Here is a 15954-nt window from a genome sequence, read left to right as displayed (position 1 = left end):
CCGCCACCGCAATCGCATCTGCTTTCACACCTGAATTCTAGTGGCGCGCAGGGCGTCCGCGATGACTTGGACCAGGTGCCGGCTCTCCAGTCCGGCCAAGTCGCGGACCTGGGTGCGGCAGGAAAAGCCGTCGGCCATGATGCCGTAATCGGGCAAGGACTCTGCTTTGGCGAGAATCCCCCGTCGCGCGATGTTCTCGGACACGTCGTAGTGCCCCTTTTCCATGCCAAAGTTGCCGGCCAGCCCGCAGCAGCCGGCAGACGTTTCCACGTCGCATCCCATGGCTGCCAGCAGGGCCTCATCGGCCGCGTAGCCCATCACCGCGTAGTGGTGGCAGTGCGGCTGGACGAGGAGCCTTTCCGCGGCGGGCGGCGGAGTCCAGTCGATCCCGGCCAGGAATTCAGCGACAGTTTTCACGGCGGCTGACACTTGCGCGGCGCGGGGATCGCCGGCCAGGAGTTCCACCAGGTCCGAGCGCAGCGTCGCGGTGCAGCTGGGTTCGAGCCCAACCACCGTGCGGCCGGCCTGGGTATGCGGCAGGAGGAGGTCTACCGTCGCGCGGAGCTTCGCTTTCGCGGCCGTCAGCTGTCCTGTGGAGATGAGCGTCAGTCCGCAGCATGCCCCGGGGCCGGCGATCTCCACGTCGCAGCCGGCGGCCACGAGGACTTCGACGGCGTCGCGCGCCACCTCGGGCGCCAGCGCGTCGGAGAATGAATCGACCCAAAGCAGGACTTTGTGTCCTCCCTTCCGGCCATGGCTGCGGTTCCGGCCCACCTTCGTCCTCCTGAACGGGGCACGGGGCAGCTGCGGAAAGGACCTGCGGCTGTCGGCCCCCATCAGCGCCATAATGGTCTCCCGCAGCAGCGGAAGGCGCCCGGCGAGGTTGACCAGGGGTGCCACCGGGGCGGAGAGGCGCAGCCATTGGGGAAGGCGTCCCAGCGTGTAGTGGCTCAGCGGACGTAACCGTCCCCGGTAGGACTGGTGGAGCGTTTCGGACTTGAACATGGCCATGTCGATGCCGGTGGGGCAGTCGCTGGCGCAGGCTTTGCAGCTAAGGCAGAGGTCGAGTGCGTCGTGCACTTCCGGCGAGGACCAGCCCAGGGTCACCACGCCGCCGTTCAGCATCTCCTGGAGTACCCGTGCCCGGCCGCGGGTGGAGTCTTTCTCCTCCCGGGTTGCGATATAGGACGGACACATGAAACCGCCCTGGGAGCGCAGGTCCGCGCGGCATTTTCCGACCCCCACGCAGCGGTGTACGGCTTTGGTGATGTCGCCGTCGTCGTGGGCGAATGCGAATCCGTCACTGGCGCGCAGGGACAGCGCCTGTGGCCGGCGCAGGTCAGCGTCGAGGGGCGACGGCCGGACTACGACACCGGGGTTGAACAGGTCTTCCGAATCGAAAAGGGCCTTGAAATCACTCATTGCCCGAAGTGCTGCGGGGCTGTACATGGTGGGGAGCAATTCCGAGCGGGCCCTGCCGTCGCCGTGTTCGCCCGAGAGCGATCCCCCGTGCCCGACTGCCAAGGCCGCGGCGCGCTCCAGGAAGCGGCGCATGACCACCCCGTTGGCGTCCAGCGGGAAGTCGATGCGGACGTGAACGCACCCGTCGCCGAAGTGGCCGTAAGCCAGTCCGGAAAGCCCTTCCTCACCCATCAGCCGTTCCAGGCCGCGGAGGTAGCTGCCGAGCCTCTCCGGCGGGACGGCAGAGTCTTCCCATCCTGGCCAGGCCTGCTCCCCTGAAGCGGTGCGGCCGGCCAGTCCCGCCCCGTCCGCACGGATCTGCCAGAGGCGGGTGGCTTCAGGGCCGGCGGGCAGCACCGTGGCAGCATCCGCCTTGGAGGCGGCGACCAGGTTCTCGGCGGACTCAACGGCTTCTTCTGCGGTGGCGCCGCCGAGCTCGGCCATCAGCCAGCCGCCGCCGGCGGGAAGCGCCGGGACGCTGGCGGGGCCGTGCGCCCGGCGCACGACGTCGACGAGCTTCGCGTCCAGCCCTTCCAGTGCCAGCGGGCGGAACGGCAGCAGTGCCGGAACGTCATCGGCGGCGGTTGCCATATCCGTGTAGCCAAGCACGGCCAAGGCAGGGGCCGGCGCCTTCGGAACGAGCCTGAGCTCCGCTTCGAGGAGTATTCCGCAGCTCCCCTCTGTGCCTGTCAGGGCAGCCGCGAGATTGTGCCCCTTCTCGGGCAGCAGGTGCTCCAGCGAGTACCCGGAGATCTGCCGGCCGAACCGGCCGAATTCGGTCCTCAGGACGGCCATGTTTTCCGCCACGAAGGCGGCCAGCCCGGGCACGGCCTCCAAGGCGTCCGTGCCCGAGCCTGCGGTGACAATGTCCCCCGAACCTGTCAGCCAGGTCATTGACACAACGTTGTCCGCGGTGCGCCCGTAGGAGAGTCCGTGCGGTCCGCAGGCGTTGTTTCCGATCATGCCGCCGATAGTGCAGCGTGTTGCTGTCGAAGGGTCTGGACCGAACCGCAGCCCGAACGGGGCAGCGGCATCCTGAAGGTCACTGAGCAGCACTCCGGGTTCCACGACGGCGGTGGCCGCATCGGGGTCGATGGCAAGGATGCGGTTCATGTAACGGGACAGGTCCAGGACCATGCCCGGGCCGATAGCGTTCCCGGCGCAGGACGTGCCGCCGCCGCGTACGGTAACGGGCATGCGGTGTTTCCGTGCGATTGCCACTGCCTCCTCGACGTCCCGGCGGGTCCTGGGCAGCACCACGATTTCGGGGACCACCCGGAAGTTGGAGGCATCTGTGGTGTATTGCGCCCTGGCCAGCGAGGAGTCATCCGCGGTTCCCTCGAGCACGGTGCGCAGCTCAGCGACAATCGCATGCGTGGGTTGTAGCGGGATCGGTGTACTCAGGGTCACGGCCGAAATGCTCCTCATTGGGCGGTAGGGTCTAGAGCTGCCGCACGGGAGAATCGCCCGCGCACACCTTTGTTCGGCGGGTCTCAGTCCTTCGGGCGGAAAGGCCCCGGCCAGTCCTTGAGCCGGATCCGTTTGAGTTCCTGGACGGCGCTCTGCGTGCCCCACTCGTCCAGCCCCAGCCGGGACAGCGGCTCCAGCAGGTCAATCCGAGGGTGGCTGCCCTCCAGCACCTCGTCACTCACCGCCGCGTGCGTCACTTCGCCAAAAACCAGCGTGGAGTCCCCCATCGGCAGCACGGAATGGAGACGGCATTCGAGCACCGCCAGCGATTCCTTCACCCGCGGCGCAGCCACGGTGAGGCTCGGCTCCCGGGTGAGGCCGGCGGCGTCAAACTCACTGACATCGGGCGGAAAATTGGTGCCGGTGGCGTTGACCTCCTCCAGCAGCGCTGCCGGGGCGAGGTTCACCACGAATTCTTTGGACTCGGTGATGTTGCGGAGCGAATCCTTCTCCCCCACCGAGGTGAACTGCACGATGGGCGGATTCGTGGAGGCCACGGTGAAGAACGAGTGCGGGGCCAGGTTGTCAACGCCCTCCGGCGAGACGCTCGATACCCAGGCGATGGGCCGGGGCACCACCACCGCGGTGAGCAGCCGGTAGAAATCACCGGCGGACATGGTTGCGGGATCGAAATCAGTGCGCATACTGCCAGACTAGCGGTCAGGGAAGTTCGGGAAGGAGAGAGGATATGACGTTCCAGCCATACCGTTCACCGTCAACCGGGTGCGGGGTGCGCGCCGTCCTCTTCGACACCTTCGGCACGGTGGTGGACTGGCGCACCGGCGTCGCCCGGCAAGCGGCCGCCTTCGCCGCAACACATGGACAGGATCTCGACGCCGAGGCGTTCGCCGATGACTGGCGCGCCCTCTACCAGCCGGCAATGGAGGCGATCCGCACCGGATCCCGCGAATTCGCCACCCTGGACACACTCCACCGCGAAAACCTGGACCAGGTGCTCCGCTATCACGGCTTCGATCCGGACCGGCTGGACGCAGGAACCCTGGAGGAGTTGAACACGTCCTGGCACCATCTGCCCCCATGGCCGGACAGCGTGGAAGGCCTGGCCGCCGTGCGCCGCAGCTACATCGTGGGTCCCCTCTCCAATGGCAACACGTCGCTGTTACTGGACATGGCCAGAAACGCCGGCCTTCCGTGGGACGTGATCGTCGGCTCGGACATGACGCGCACCTACAAGCCTGTGCCCGCGGCCTACCTTCGGACTGCGGAGTTCCTGGACCTCAGACCGGGTGCCGTGATGCTCGTGGCCGCCCACAACAACGACCTGCGTGCTGCCCGGGAGGCCGGTCTGGCGACTGCGTTCATCGCCCGCCCCACCGAATACGGACCCGGCCAGGTTGCGGATCTGACGCCGGAGAGCGACTGGGACCTCTCGGCGTCGAGCATTCCGGAGCTGGCGGAACGGCTCGGAGCCTGAACCGGCTCAAACTGCTGAAGGGTTGCCGGTCTCGATCCGGGCCGGATCAGGCATCAAGCCGCTTGCGCAGGAGGCAGAACTCGTTGCCCTCAGGGTCGGCCAGGACGTGCCATGGCTCGTCGCCTGCCTGCCCGACGTCGGCCGGGCGGGCCCCCAGGGCAAGCAGGCGTTCCAGCTCGGCGTCCTGGTCCCGGTCGACGGGGTTGACGTCGATGTGCAGGGGGAGGCGACCGGTCCGAGGATTGCTGCTCGGGCTCAGGATGATGGTGGGCTGCAGGCCGCCGAACCCGGCGTCCGGCGGGCCGATCTCGATGGCACCGTCCTCCCGGCCGAGCTCGACATAGCCGAGGACATCGTTCCAGAACCCTGCCAGGAGTTCCGGATTGGCGCAGTTGAGGACCAGTTCGCTGATACGGGAGACCATGACCCCCAGTGTACGGAGGTCCTGGCCGCTGCGGGTGTCCACGCTCCAACTCGTGGAGGCTGGCGTCCTCTCTTAGGCAGGTGATTTGGCCCTCCCCTTAACGGCGGCCACGTCCGTAAAATGGACCATGGTGGTAATTTTCTCCGCGATCGGGCTGCTGTTGTGGATTGCCGTCCTGTTCGCCGCGATGGTCCTGTGCGGCATCATCTGGACGGGCTGCAAGCTGATTCTCTGGGCGATGGACCTGAAGCCCCTGCTCGCCGGGCCCGGAACCCGGCCAAAAGCGCTGGCCAGGCCAGCCGTGGGCAACGCACGGATGGTGGCGCGCGCACCCTCCCCGCCGAAGGTCCCCCGCGTCCAGGACCGGCCGCCGGCACAAGCGCAGCCCGCGTCCGGGATCTGGCCAAAATGGAGCCCGTCGCACAGGCTCTACAAGGCCCGCGAGCTGTCCCTCTGGCAGGAGCAGTTCGACGCCCTGGACTCCCGCGGCTAGGGTCCGAGGGTTAGGGGATCAGCTCGCCGGTTTCCCGGCGGACCCTCCGGCGCGGCCTCTGCGCCGGAGGACAAGCCGTGCGGTGACGGCTGCAATCAGGCCGGCGAGGGTCACCAGCTGCACTTCGTCAAAGGACAACCCGTCAATGTTCGGCTGCAGCTCCTCCTCGGTGGCCCAGCCGAACCAGGCTTCGCTGACCAGGATCCCCGCCACGAAATAGGCCAGGGCTGAATAGAGCCAGAGCCAGCGAGCCACGTGCCAGCCCACGATCAGCTGCGCCACCAGGCCAAAGGCCAGCGCCATGGCCGCCAGCAGCGCCAGTCCGGCTATTCCCAAGTCCCAGCTGCTCATGCCAGCCACCTCCCTGTTTCCTCTCCTGCCATCCAGCCTCCCCGGCCGCGGCCACGGCAGGGAAGGGGCGAAGGTCCCCGGTGCGGCGCGGTGGAACTCTGGGCAGCACCACTGCCGCGGCGCGCGGCGCGCAGATGCTCGACGCCGACTCCCGCCGCCGGTGCCCTGGCCCCCGAACTGCGCGGTTTGAGGAGCTGGGGGTGCCCACTAAGGGCAGGGCATCGACGGAACGGCCTTGAGTCAGTGGTCCGTGTTCTTGCGCCAAAGCTGGGAAGAAATTGCGCAGGCGTTGAGGCAGCAGGACAAGGATTGCTTCCATGGCCCTGCTTTTCCCACGCTCAGCTGGCGCATGTCCCATGCTGACCAACGGCATATTGCCTCAGCAATTTCATTCGGACTCCGGTGCTCGCAGCTAAGCCGGTTCGTGGCGATGATCAGGTCCCGCACCATAAGAATCACGAATGTTCGCAATTATGAGAATTACGGGGGCACAAATGAATATACGCATCGGACGCAATGGAGTGCGAAAGCCGATCACCAATGAAGCTGACCATGTGGTCCGGATGTCGCCGCGTCCGTTGATTTCCCGGCGTCGAGTGGCTGGTGCGGCTGTAGTTGCAGCCGTAGTGATATCCACGACGGCATGCGGTCAGTCGGCTGCCTCGTCCAGGGCCGCCCTAACAAGCGAGACCGCGTCCTCCACCGCAACGCCGACTCCTACTCCAACGGCACCGGCGTCATCCGCCTGCATCACAGAAAACGCGACCGAAAAGTACGCGCCCAAAGTCTTCATCTGCACGAAGAGCGACGCCGGGAATCTGCTGTGGATGGAGCAGTCGGAATCGAAGCGGGTAACGGACGCGCGGGCGGCAGCGGCCGCCAAGGCCGCCGCCGAGAAGGCGGCGGCAGAAAAGGCAGCACAAGAAGAAGCCGCAGCCAAGGCAGCAGCAGAGCAGGCCGCCGCGGAGCAGGCCCGACAGGAAGCTGCTGCTGCAGAAGCGGCCCGCCAGCAGGAAGCCGCGGCCGCAGCAGCTGCCGCCGCGGCGGCCTCAAAAGCCCAGACGCCTGTGCAGCCCGCCGTCCCCGCAGCCCCTACCGGATGCGATCCGAACTATGCAGGCGCGTGTGTGCCGATTGCGTCCGACGTCGATTGCGCCGGAGGGAGCGGTAACGGCCCCGCGTACGTGAGGGGACCCGTCACTGTCGTCGGGTCCGACATCTATGGCCTCGACAGCAACCGCGACGGCGTGGGCTGCGAAAGGTAAGCACCCCTACTCGGCGATGTCCTCCGCCCACAGGTCCGGGTTGTCGGACTGGAAGGTACGCATCATGTCCACGCAGCGCTGATCATCCAGGACCACCACCTCCACCCCGCGTGACCGCAGGAGTTCCAATTCGCCGTCGAACGTGCGTGCCTCCCCCACCACCACGCGGGGGATCTTGAACTGGATGATGGTCCCGGCGCACATGGCGCACGGGGCCAGGGTGGTGTAGAGCGTGGTGTCCCGGTAGCTCCTCTGCCGGCCGGCGGCGCGGAGCGCTGACATTTCTCCGTGTGCGATCGGGTCGTCCTGTTGGACGCGTTCGTTGTGCCCGCTGGCAATCACCACGCCGTCCCGGGCGATCGCCGCTCCGATGGGGATGCCGCCTTCGGCCAGGCCTTTTTGGGCGGCCTGGTAGGCGGCTTCGAAGGCGGGGAGGTCGGTGCTGTCCGGTTCCGGCACGGCGGACTGATGCTGCTCGTGGGTCATGGCGTCATTGTTGCACGCGGCTACGTCCCTTTCGGTGATGCAGCAGTTCCAGTCCTAGGACCTGACTTCCTCATTTGCAGCGACGGACTCGGCAATACGCTTGATTGCTGCGAGCGTTTTCGGAATGCCGTCCAGCGCCTGCCGGGTGCGGTCGGCGATCTGGGCGTCAGCGTCAGCACCGTACTTCTCCCCGAACATGGCTATCCCCTCCGGCAGGAATTCCCAGGACTCGCTCAGGATGGTTCCGTCGTCTGCCGGGGTGAGGGTGAAGCCCCAGCGGACAAACCTGCCGCCCACCACCCAGGCGAACTCGCGGCCGCGTTCGGCAGCCACCACCTGCGAGCGGGTCTCCCAGGACCGGTGCGGGAGCTCGTTACGGCCGGTGAACCAGGCACCGGGCTGGCCGGCGCTTTCCTCGTCGTCCCACCAGCACGATGTACAGACCGGGCTCCACTCACCGGTGCGGGTGATGTCGGAGACCAGGTCGTACAGCGCCTCTGCTGATGCCTTGACCGTGACCGACTCCTGGTGGTGGCGGATGCTGTTCTGGTTCATGGGTCCATCCTTACAGACGGTCACTTCTTCTGCCGTCGGCTGCCGCCGTGCCAGTCCTCCTGCTGGCCAGCCGTACCGGGGCTGACCCCGAAGGCCGGGAGCTGCGGCTGCTCGCGCAGGCTTCGCTTGAGCTCCGCGAAACCAGGGAACCGTGCCAGCCCCACCACGTGGTCCCACAGCTCGGCGGCCGACTGGTCGTCCGGCAGCCGGCTGATCACCGGCCCGAAGAAGGCCACACCGGCGGGCGGCTCAAAGTGGATGATGGGCGTGCCCACGTCCTTGCCCGTCAGCCCCAGCGCCTCATCCGTCTCCTGCCGGATCTCGCAGTCCCAGGAGTCGTCGTCGAGAGCCTCCGCAAGCTCCAGGGGCAGGCCGGCCTGGGCCAGGACCGGCTCCACGAACTCCCGCGTCCCCCGTTCCTCGCGCACCTCGGCCTCGCTGCGCTGGCCGGCCGTGTCCGGGGCAGTTTCGAAAATCTGGGTGCCGAATGCCTCGTACAGCCGGGCGATCGACTCGCGGCCATGCTCAGCACGTGCCCGGGCCGCCACCCGCAGGAGCCGGAGCCCGGCCGTGTGTCCGGCCTCATACTCAGGCGGGAACTGCGCGTCATAGTCAACGTGGGCGTTGATCAGGCGCAACGAAATAAACCGCCAGTCCACGGTGTACTCGCGCTGCGCCTGCACCTGCCGCACCCACTTGCTTGTCATCCAGGCGAAAGGGCAGACGGGGTCGAAATAGAAGTTGATGTCGGCATTCACGCGTCCACCCTTGCACCTGTTAGTGACCTGCGTCTAATTTCGCTTCCCGGTCTCTCCAGCCTTTGAGAGCGTGAAGATCCCATACCGCATCGCGCCGGTGCGGTAGGCCAGGATCAGGCGGGGAATGCCCAGAAAGGAGTTGCGGTTGCGCGCGCCCAGGGCCAGGCGGCGCGTCCCGCGGTCGGTGAGCAAGGCCTTCACGAGCCGGCCGGCGCAGATCGGCCAGGTGCGGGCGACGCGGCGGCTGACGTCCTCAAAGCCGGTGATCTCAAAGCCCGCCGCCGTTGCCATCGCCTCATACTCCTCGCGCGTGCCCATCGAGGGCAGGCGCCCCTCGCGGCAGATCGGCTCGAGCAGGTGGCGGACCTTCCAGCCGCTGGCACCGGTCCCGGCGAGCCACGCGCAGATGACGAAGCGGCCGCCGGGCGCGAGCACGCGGTGCGCCTCGGCGAAGAACCTGGGCTTGTCCACCATGTGCTCGCTCGACTCGATCGCCCAAGCCGCATCGGCCGAGGCGTCGGCCAGCCCGTTGGCGAGCCAGTCCCGGACCTGGATATCAACGCCGGGGACAGGATGCGCGGCGGCGTAGCGGGCCTGCTCAGCGGACAGCGTGAAGCCGGTGACGCGGACCCCGCGGGTCACCGCAAGCCGCCGTGCGGTGGAGCCGTAGCCGCAGCCGATGTCGACGCACGTCTGGCCCGGCATGAGCCCCAGCCTGTCTCCGACCGTGTCCACCAGCGCCTCGACGGCCTCGCCGGGTGTCTCGCGGCCCGTCGCCCACAGCCCGTGGTGGACATGATCACCCCACACCCGGCGGTAAATGGGATCGAGCTCGTCGTAGTGATCCGCCACCGCCACGGCGTTCTGGGAAATATCGGGGACGATCACGCCCTGACCCTACATCGGTGCTCCGCAGCGAAGGAAGAGGCAGGACGACGGCGGCACGTGCGTCCCGCCGTCGTCGTTCCTTCCCTGCCGTGTCCTTGTGGTTGATCAGGGTGTCGAAGCCCTGCCGCCAGGTCCTCCAGCGCGATCCTGCCGGTGATGAACGGCTTGAGGTCCACCTAGCCCTCCTGCACCGTCTTGATGACGGCGGGGTGGTCGCGGACGTAGGCGATGGTGCCGGGCAGGTTGATCTCCTTCGGAAGCGACGCGACTGCGACGCGGCATCGAAGGAAACTGCACCGTCCATACGCGCAACTGTCCGATAAGGTCAATGACGCGTTTCTGCGACGCTAGTACACCATTTGCGGCTTCATGGTCTTCCCAGTCTCGCAGGGCGGTCTCAACCAAACTCGAGGCATTCATCCGCGGATACAGGACCGATGGGACTTGACCCTCGAAGCCATCCGGCGCTTTTACGACGGTGGCACGAGTCCCTTGGCTTAACCATTGACCGTCATGCGGACTTCTTCGAGCTATTCGGCTCCTTTTGAGGATACGTCGATACATTTCGTTCTGGGTGACTTCTTGGATGAGTGTGGTGCTGTGCGCTTCTTACTCCCCTTCGACAACTACGAATCGCCTGCGCTGCCCTCCGACCTGCCAACCTAAGCGCCCTACCGCCTTGGCAGCCTGGAACTTTTCAAGGCACGCCGCTTGAGCATTTCGGATGAGATCAAGCGCCGCTGCGTGCTCCGCTGATGGCTAGGTCCGGCACCAGGGCTTTCTCACCACCACAGGACGCTGAAGCTGAGCAAAATCTGAGCCAAATCTTGGACTCTCATCTGCGGCCGGCCTATAGGATGCCCTAGACGCCCCGTGCCATGGGCACTGGGCGTCACTGGAAAGGGGGAACCGATGCAGGAGCTGGGCTGCATGTATCGGCGACGTCAGAACCTTTACATGGCGCAGTCGGCAGTGATGGTGTTGCTCGCCACCACGAACCGGGTGTGCGCGAGCGGCTTGAAAGGTAAAAATGTTTGACTCCCACGAAAAGCGAGTTAGGAAGCAAGCTTCTTTGCGAGAATCCCGGCTGCAAGCTGCGCTCAGAAGGTATGACGGCTCTTCCGCTCCTATGCCCTCGGCGTCTTTCGTCGGTGCTCGAGGAAGCTTGCTTGTTTACTCGGATCACATACTGATTCAGAAGGCGACAGACCTAGGTCCGGTGCGGGAAAAACGCTTTTCATTCAAGGACGTAGGCGGCCTCCTGCGATCGACTGGTGAACAGGAAGCCATCGCCGTTATTCACAAAGGCTCGAGCTTGGTCGTACTTGATGTTGCTGCAAATCCATGGGCTATTGCTGCGTACCCGGGCGAGAATCCAGACTTCTGGCGTGATTTCTTCGATCTCGCAACAACAGTGCCGGTGGAAACCGTGACAAGCCCCCGAGCTGCGATTGAAGAGCTTTGCCGCGGCGTCCGGGACCCCGCAAGACTAGCCGAGCTTCCATTCGAAGTCGGTTATGCAAAGTTCCCCGACTTTTCAGTCTCACGACTCCTGCACAATGACTATGATTCGATTGCCCTCGATAGCACAAGGAATAGGCTGGGAATACTCAACAAAGAATTCATGGCTGGCAGGGTTTACGACGCAGCGGACGTCATGTCTGTGGAAGTCTACGAAGACGGACGTTCGATAGCCCAAGCAGGCCGCGGACGCCAGGTTGGAGCGGCTCTGGTTGGAAACATGATCGCCGGCGGACCTGGTGCCGTGATTGGCGGTCTCGGGGCCAGAGTCAGAAGCCGGGACGAGATTCACGACCTGACTTTGCGACTCACCCTGAACGATAATGAATTTCCAATCTTTGACCTGCGCCTGAACAAGGCGCCTGTGCTCAAAGGTTCTGATCTACATGTAAAACTAAGTACAACGGTCCGGGGTTGGGCATCTTTTATTGAGGCGATGATGCGGAATGCCGAAGCCAGTACCCAAGATTCACGAGCCCCAGCCGAAGTCGGGACTGGTGAATCCATTTCAACGGTGCGTGGACTAGCGGATGAACTGGCCAAGTTGGCGTCGCTGCGGGATAGCGGTGTACTCAGCATGAACGAGTTCAACACACTAAAACAGCGCCTCATCGAGTGAGTCGCTATGCACCTCGCCCGCCATCCGCTCGATCTGGGAGACGACGTCGGTACTTGCCGCCGGCGGTGGTCGCGCCCCTAAAGATGCACCAGCACCTTCACCGCCGTGTACTTGTGTTTGATAAAGGCGTCCAGGCCCTGCTCCACCAGGGCCTCCAGCGCGATCCGGCCAGTGTGCACAGTTTGAGGTCCATTTTGCCCTCCTGCACCATCCTGTCCCCTCGCCCGGAAACGACGCTCAGGGCAGACTCGCCGGATCATCGCTCCGTCCTGCCATGCCTGTCTCGCACTGGGTACACTCACGCGAGAACTTAGAGAGGAATCCGCCATGACCAATACGACCGCCCTCGAGCCGGAGGAGACGCCGACGTCCGCCGTTCCCGAGGCTGATGAAGCGCCGACGGCTGCCATCATCGAAGACGAGGAAGTCTCGATGACCACCGCCGAGAAGGCATCAAACCAGCTCATGAAAATGGTGGGCACCGTGGTCGACACCGGTATCGGTCCACTGACAGGGTCGATCGCGTGGGCGGAAGATCGTTTGGCTCGAGTCCAGGGAAGTCGCTACGAGCACAATGACAACCCGACACGGACAGTCCGGACGGACGAGCACGACGATATCGAGAAGACGATCACAAAGCTGATTCTCGAGTCGGTTCAAGCTGCCAGTGTCAACGGTTTCGTGACGGGGCTCGGTGGGTTCATCGCGATGCCAGTGACCGTTCCAGCAAACATGGCCGGCGCACTCGTGGTCAACGCGCGTCTCGCCGCCGCAATCGCCTACCTGCGCGGATACAACCCTAAGGACCCGCACGTAATCACGGTTGTCACCCTCATCGCAGTGGGTTCGAACGCACAGCAAATCGCCAAGACCGTCGGCATCAAGATTGGCCAAAAGGTGGCAATGGAGGCGATTAGGAAGCTCCCGATCGCGCTGATACGCGAGATTAATAAGAAGGTCGGTTTCATGCTGCTGGCCAAGTACGGCACGAAGCGTGGGCTCATTGTCTTGGCCAAGGGTGTTCCGCTCGTTGGTGGAGTGGTCGGCGGCGCGGTGGACGCAACCATGACCCACGTTATCGGCCGCACCGCGCGAGGGATGTTCTCCCTCGACTGAATAGCGGCGCCTGCTGGACGAAGTGTGACCGTGCCAGCCGGGCGGCGAAAGTGCGGGAGCATCCGTGGAGAACGTGCATTTAGTGAGAGAGCGTTGGAGGTGTGGACACGGTAGACGGCGAGGGCGGCCTGCCGGTGGTTGGGTCCGTCGAGTTCCAACGGGCTCAACCACCAGGATTCGCAGGGTTCAGTCCCCGGGGTTCAGCGGGTGTGGTGGCTGGGCTGCAGTTCGTACACCGGCGTCTCCAGCCCTTCCATCCGGGCCTTGAACTGCAGGGCCAGGTAGGAGGAGTAGTGCCTGCTTGGTGCAGGTTGCCGCCGTGGATCCAGACGTTGGGGACGTTGGGGGTTTCCACATATTGCCTAGGACGACGACCGCAATTTTCCCTCAAGAAGTTATGTGAGCAGTCACTCATCCTCATACACCTGCAACAATCCTCAGAGGAAACGCAGGTCGGAAGGATTTGGGGATGACTGAGAACTCTGCAGGGAGGCAGCAGTCCCGTTGTCAGCTACTTGGGACGTCGCCGATAATAACCGGAATCCGTGAGTGCCGTGAAAGTTGCCGCAGGAAGCAATCATTCTCCCTTTCGGCGTGCCAGCGACGGTGCGTCTGCGCTGACGAATACGGCGAGAGGCCGACTCAATGATCAACACGCTTGAACTCCATAGGTACAAGGGATTCAAAGATTTCAGCGTTGCTTTTAAAGCAAAATCGCTGCTATTAGGGCCCAATAACGCTGGGAAGAGCACAATAATCGGGGCCATTAGGCTCGCTCACGAGGCGGCGCGATTCACCACCCGGAACACGCCGAGGGAGCGTTTCCGCGACGGCGACAGAAGCGTCTACGGTCATCACATCGCGAAACTGCGAACTCATTCATATAATCTCGAAAATCTCAGATACGAATTTGAAGAGGAAGCTACCCGCTTATCGCTCCGCTATGAGTCCGGTGCGACGATCCATCTTGTATGGCCCGTACACGAACCGGCGTTTTTTTGGTTGGAGTACAGGGATCAAGCGGTGGTGACAGCGGCGGCAGCCAAGCGCCTCGTGGGCGCCATCGGGGTAGCCCCGACTCTCACACCTCTGGAGCGAGATGAAAAACAGTTGAGCTCAGTACATCTTCGTTCCAACTTGGAAACCAAACTTTCGAGTCGCCATCTCAGAAACAACCTTTTTGCAGTGAAAGAAACAGACCCGGATGAGTTCGAAAGCCTGAACACTTTCTTGCTGGAACACACTCCTGAACTAGCGGAGCTTCAACTTGTCCGCCAGTTTCGTGACGGTGAGAGTTGGATTGATCTCTATTACAGGGACACGAATGGCCGTACCGAGAAGGAAATCTACTGGGCGGGTGACGGCCTTCAAATTTGGATCCAGATTCTATTCCACATTTGGAGGGTCAGAACTAGCCAAACAATCATCCTTGACGAACCAGACGTATTCCTCCACCCCGACCTTCAGCGCAGATTAATTCGAATCCTAGAGGCTTGCCCGCATCAGGTGGTGATCTCGTCCCATGCTGCTGAAGTAGCGTCGGAGGCTGATCCTGAAAGCCTCGTCTGGATAGAGAGAAGCTCGTCGCACGAGAAAAGAATCACTTTGGAGAGCGAACGGGGTGGAATCACTGAAGGTCTTGGCAGTGCCTTCAACCTTTCTCTCGCTCGGGCCTTAAAAGCAAAACTGGCCCTCTTTGTTAAGAGTGACGACTTTAAGCTCATCAGGGTCCTTGCTGCGCAGTTGGGGTGCGCGAAGTTGGTCAAGGAAGAGGGATTGGCCGTAATCCCACTACAGGGTTTTCGTCAGTGGCCGAGCGTGCAATCCTTTGCCTGGCTGAAACAGGGATTTCTTGGCTCCGACGTTAAGGTACGCCTAATCCTTGACAGCGGTTACCGCGCTCCGACCGAGTGCAGATCCATTGAGACGCACCTGCTCGAGTCCAGCGTCACCGCACACGTCTGGCACAGACGTGAACTAAAAAGTTACTTACTGGAGCCTTCCATTATCGCTGCGGCAACCGGCCGTCCCCATGATGACGTAGTTCGTCAATTGACGGATATTCTGGAGGAACTGAAGATAGAGACTTTCAACGACCTTTCCAGCGCAAAGCTATCCCCGATGCCCTTCGCTGGTGCCTCGACACTGCTAACGACGATTAGGCAAGAGTTTGAACAGGAGTGGCTAAGCTTCGAGAATCGACTACGCCTCGTTCCTGCGGACAGAGTCATCGAGGCGTGGAACAAGCGCTGCCGGAACGCCGATGGAAAACTGCTCTCCGCCCGCTCATTAGCCAAAATGGCCACCGCGGCGACATTGGACTGGGAACTTGTAGATTTGCTTCAACGCGTAGAAGCAGAATTACTCAACCAGCACTCTAGCTAGAGGTATTCAGTGGATCCACGCTTGCGCGAGAGAGCCTAACCAACTCGGACCTTGCACCATGCACGAATTCCGACTACAAGAAGTACAGCGAGTGCTGTCATAGCCAACTTTCCCGCCATTTGTCCAGGAAGCGCGTCTTGAATGGCAAAGCCAGCGATGGTTAGGAAAGCGACAGTGTCAATGAAAGCCCCTACGACATTGGACGCTACCGCGGCACGAATATAGCCTCGCTTCCTCAATGGCGTATAAACCGCAAAGTCGGTTACTTCAGCCAGCAAAAATGCGACAGCAGAAGCCGCTGCGATGAATGGGTCCGCGAGGAGAAATGACAAGGCAGCACCAACCGCAATAAGGCCCAGCACCCATTTGTTACCGAGTGCATCCTGCAACAAATCGCGAAGGACAAAAGTCAAACCTGCAAGATAGGTCCCTGCTGTGGCCATAAGTCCAAAACCAACCGGGACCAAGCCATAAAGAGTGGTCACGAAGTTTGCAGCTATGACGCCGACTAGTAGGCCTGACGCCGCCACTGCACCTACGGCAACGTTCTTCCTCCTGACAGGAGTGGGCGTTTCAGAAAGGACGGCGTGTGGCATTGGTAGTATCTCCTAAGATTCATGGGTCTGAAACGCACATGGTGTCCTAGGTGCATCCCCAAATGCCAAACCCCGCGCCGACCCTAGATCATATCCAACCATTGGCTCCGCGCCCAGCAGATGACAGTACC

General features: G+C 63.1%; 17 protein-coding genes. 7 read left to right on the top strand and 10 right to left on the bottom strand.

Annotated elements, in window-relative coordinates:
• Nucleotides 1-24: 24 nt before the first annotated feature.
• Complete coding sequence (locus tag ACQ3DC_RS06670; RefSeq protein WP_430751858.1) at nt 25-2871, bottom strand: FAD-binding and (Fe-S)-binding domain-containing protein; 2847 nt, start codon at nt 2869-2871, stop codon at nt 25-27.
• Between the two features lie 83 nt (nt 2872-2954).
• The gene (locus ACQ3DC_RS06665) at nt 2955-3575 is read right to left on the bottom strand and encodes a flavin reductase family protein (RefSeq protein ID WP_323056313.1); all 621 of its coding nucleotides are present in this window, start codon (nt 3573-3575) and stop codon (nt 2955-2957) included.
• A 44-nt stretch (nt 3576-3619) separates the two neighbouring features.
• Here ACQ3DC_RS06665 and ACQ3DC_RS06660 point away from each other — a divergent pair, with 44 nt between their 5' ends.
• Nucleotides 3620-4366: a haloacid dehalogenase type II gene (locus ACQ3DC_RS06660; protein WP_430751857.1), complete on the top strand. Its 747-nt coding sequence runs from the start codon at nt 3620-3622 to the stop codon at nt 4364-4366.
• Nucleotides 4367-4412: 46 nt separating this feature from the next.
• On the opposite strand, the gene ACQ3DC_RS06655 is transcribed toward ACQ3DC_RS06660, so the two are convergent.
• Nucleotides 4413-4790, bottom strand: coding sequence for a VOC family protein (locus tag ACQ3DC_RS06655; RefSeq protein WP_157238837.1), 378 nt, complete (start codon nt 4788-4790; stop codon nt 4413-4415).
• Nucleotides 4791-4917: 127 nt separating this feature from the next.
• Between ACQ3DC_RS06655 and ACQ3DC_RS06650 the strand changes: the two genes are divergently transcribed.
• Nucleotides 4918-5283, top strand: a complete 366-nt coding sequence (locus ACQ3DC_RS06650) for a hypothetical protein (RefSeq protein ID WP_430751856.1) — start codon at nt 4918-4920, stop codon at nt 5281-5283.
• Nucleotides 5284-5301: 18 nt separating this feature from the next.
• On the opposite strand, the gene ACQ3DC_RS06645 is transcribed toward ACQ3DC_RS06650, so the two are convergent.
• Nucleotides 5302-5634, bottom strand: coding sequence for a hypothetical protein (locus ACQ3DC_RS06645; RefSeq protein WP_430751855.1), 333 nt, complete (start codon nt 5632-5634; stop codon nt 5302-5304).
• 827 nt (nt 5635-6461) lie between these two features.
• On the opposite strand from ACQ3DC_RS06645, the gene ACQ3DC_RS06640 reads away from it, so the two are divergent.
• Nucleotides 6462-6899: a hypothetical protein gene (locus tag ACQ3DC_RS06640; protein ID WP_430751854.1), complete on the top strand. Its 438-nt coding sequence runs from the start codon at nt 6462-6464 to the stop codon at nt 6897-6899.
• Nucleotides 6900-6905: 6 nt separating this feature from the next.
• Here ACQ3DC_RS06640 and ACQ3DC_RS06635 read toward each other — a convergent pair whose 3' ends face one another.
• The 5 genes from ACQ3DC_RS06635 to ACQ3DC_RS06615 form a co-directional block, all read right to left on the bottom strand.
• Nucleotides 6906-7385: a nucleoside deaminase gene (locus ACQ3DC_RS06635; protein WP_430751853.1), complete on the bottom strand. Its 480-nt coding sequence runs from the start codon at nt 7383-7385 to the stop codon at nt 6906-6908.
• Nucleotides 7386-7439: 54 nt separating this feature from the next.
• Nucleotides 7440-7940, bottom strand: coding sequence for an SRPBCC family protein (locus tag ACQ3DC_RS06630; protein ID WP_430751852.1), 501 nt, complete (start codon nt 7938-7940; stop codon nt 7440-7442).
• A 20-nt stretch (nt 7941-7960) separates the two neighbouring features.
• Nucleotides 7961-8698 carry a hypothetical protein gene (locus ACQ3DC_RS06625; RefSeq protein WP_430751851.1) on the bottom strand — a complete coding sequence of 246 codons (738 nt, stop codon included), beginning with the start codon at nt 8696-8698 and terminating at the stop codon, nt 7961-7963.
• A gap of 33 nt (nt 8699-8731) precedes the next feature.
• On the bottom strand, nt 8732-9586 hold the full coding sequence (locus ACQ3DC_RS06620; RefSeq protein ID WP_430751850.1) for a class I SAM-dependent methyltransferase: 855 nt from the start codon (nt 9584-9586) through the stop codon (nt 8732-8734).
• A gap of 176 nt (nt 9587-9762) precedes the next feature.
• Nucleotides 9763-9915 carry a hypothetical protein gene (locus ACQ3DC_RS06615; RefSeq protein WP_430751849.1) on the bottom strand — a complete coding sequence of 51 codons (153 nt, stop codon included), beginning with the start codon at nt 9913-9915 and terminating at the stop codon, nt 9763-9765.
• Between the two features lie 28 nt (nt 9916-9943).
• Between ACQ3DC_RS06615 and ACQ3DC_RS06610 the strand changes: the two genes are divergently transcribed.
• From ACQ3DC_RS06610 to ACQ3DC_RS06595, 4 genes are all read left to right on the top strand, one after another.
• Nucleotides 9944-10087: a DUF6994 family protein gene (locus tag ACQ3DC_RS06610; protein ID WP_430751958.1), complete on the top strand. Its 144-nt coding sequence runs from the start codon at nt 9944-9946 to the stop codon at nt 10085-10087.
• 664 nt (nt 10088-10751) lie between these two features.
• Entirely contained in the window at nt 10752-11726 is a 975-nt protein-coding gene (locus tag ACQ3DC_RS06605; RefSeq protein WP_430751848.1) for an SHOCT domain-containing protein, read from the top strand.
• A gap of 327 nt (nt 11727-12053) precedes the next feature.
• On the top strand, nt 12054-12842 hold the full coding sequence (locus ACQ3DC_RS06600; RefSeq protein ID WP_430751847.1) for an EcsC family protein: 789 nt from the start codon (nt 12054-12056) through the stop codon (nt 12840-12842).
• A 645-nt stretch (nt 12843-13487) separates the two neighbouring features.
• Nucleotides 13488-15227: an ATP-dependent nuclease gene (locus ACQ3DC_RS06595; protein ID WP_430751846.1), complete on the top strand. Its 1740-nt coding sequence runs from the start codon at nt 13488-13490 to the stop codon at nt 15225-15227.
• A 35-nt stretch (nt 15228-15262) separates the two neighbouring features.
• On the opposite strand, the gene ACQ3DC_RS06590 is transcribed toward ACQ3DC_RS06595, so the two are convergent.
• Nucleotides 15263-15823 (bottom strand): VUT family protein, encoded by a 561-nt coding sequence (locus tag ACQ3DC_RS06590; protein ID WP_430751845.1) that lies wholly within the window; start codon nt 15821-15823, stop codon nt 15263-15265.
• Nucleotides 15824-15954: the final 131 nt, after the last annotated feature.

The sequence above is a fragment of the Paenarthrobacter sp. NEAU-H11 genome (assembly GCF_050573415.1).
Taxonomy (GTDB): domain Bacteria; phylum Actinomycetota; class Actinomycetes; order Actinomycetales; family Micrococcaceae; genus Arthrobacter.
This window is presented reverse-complemented; position numbering and strand designations above follow the sequence as displayed.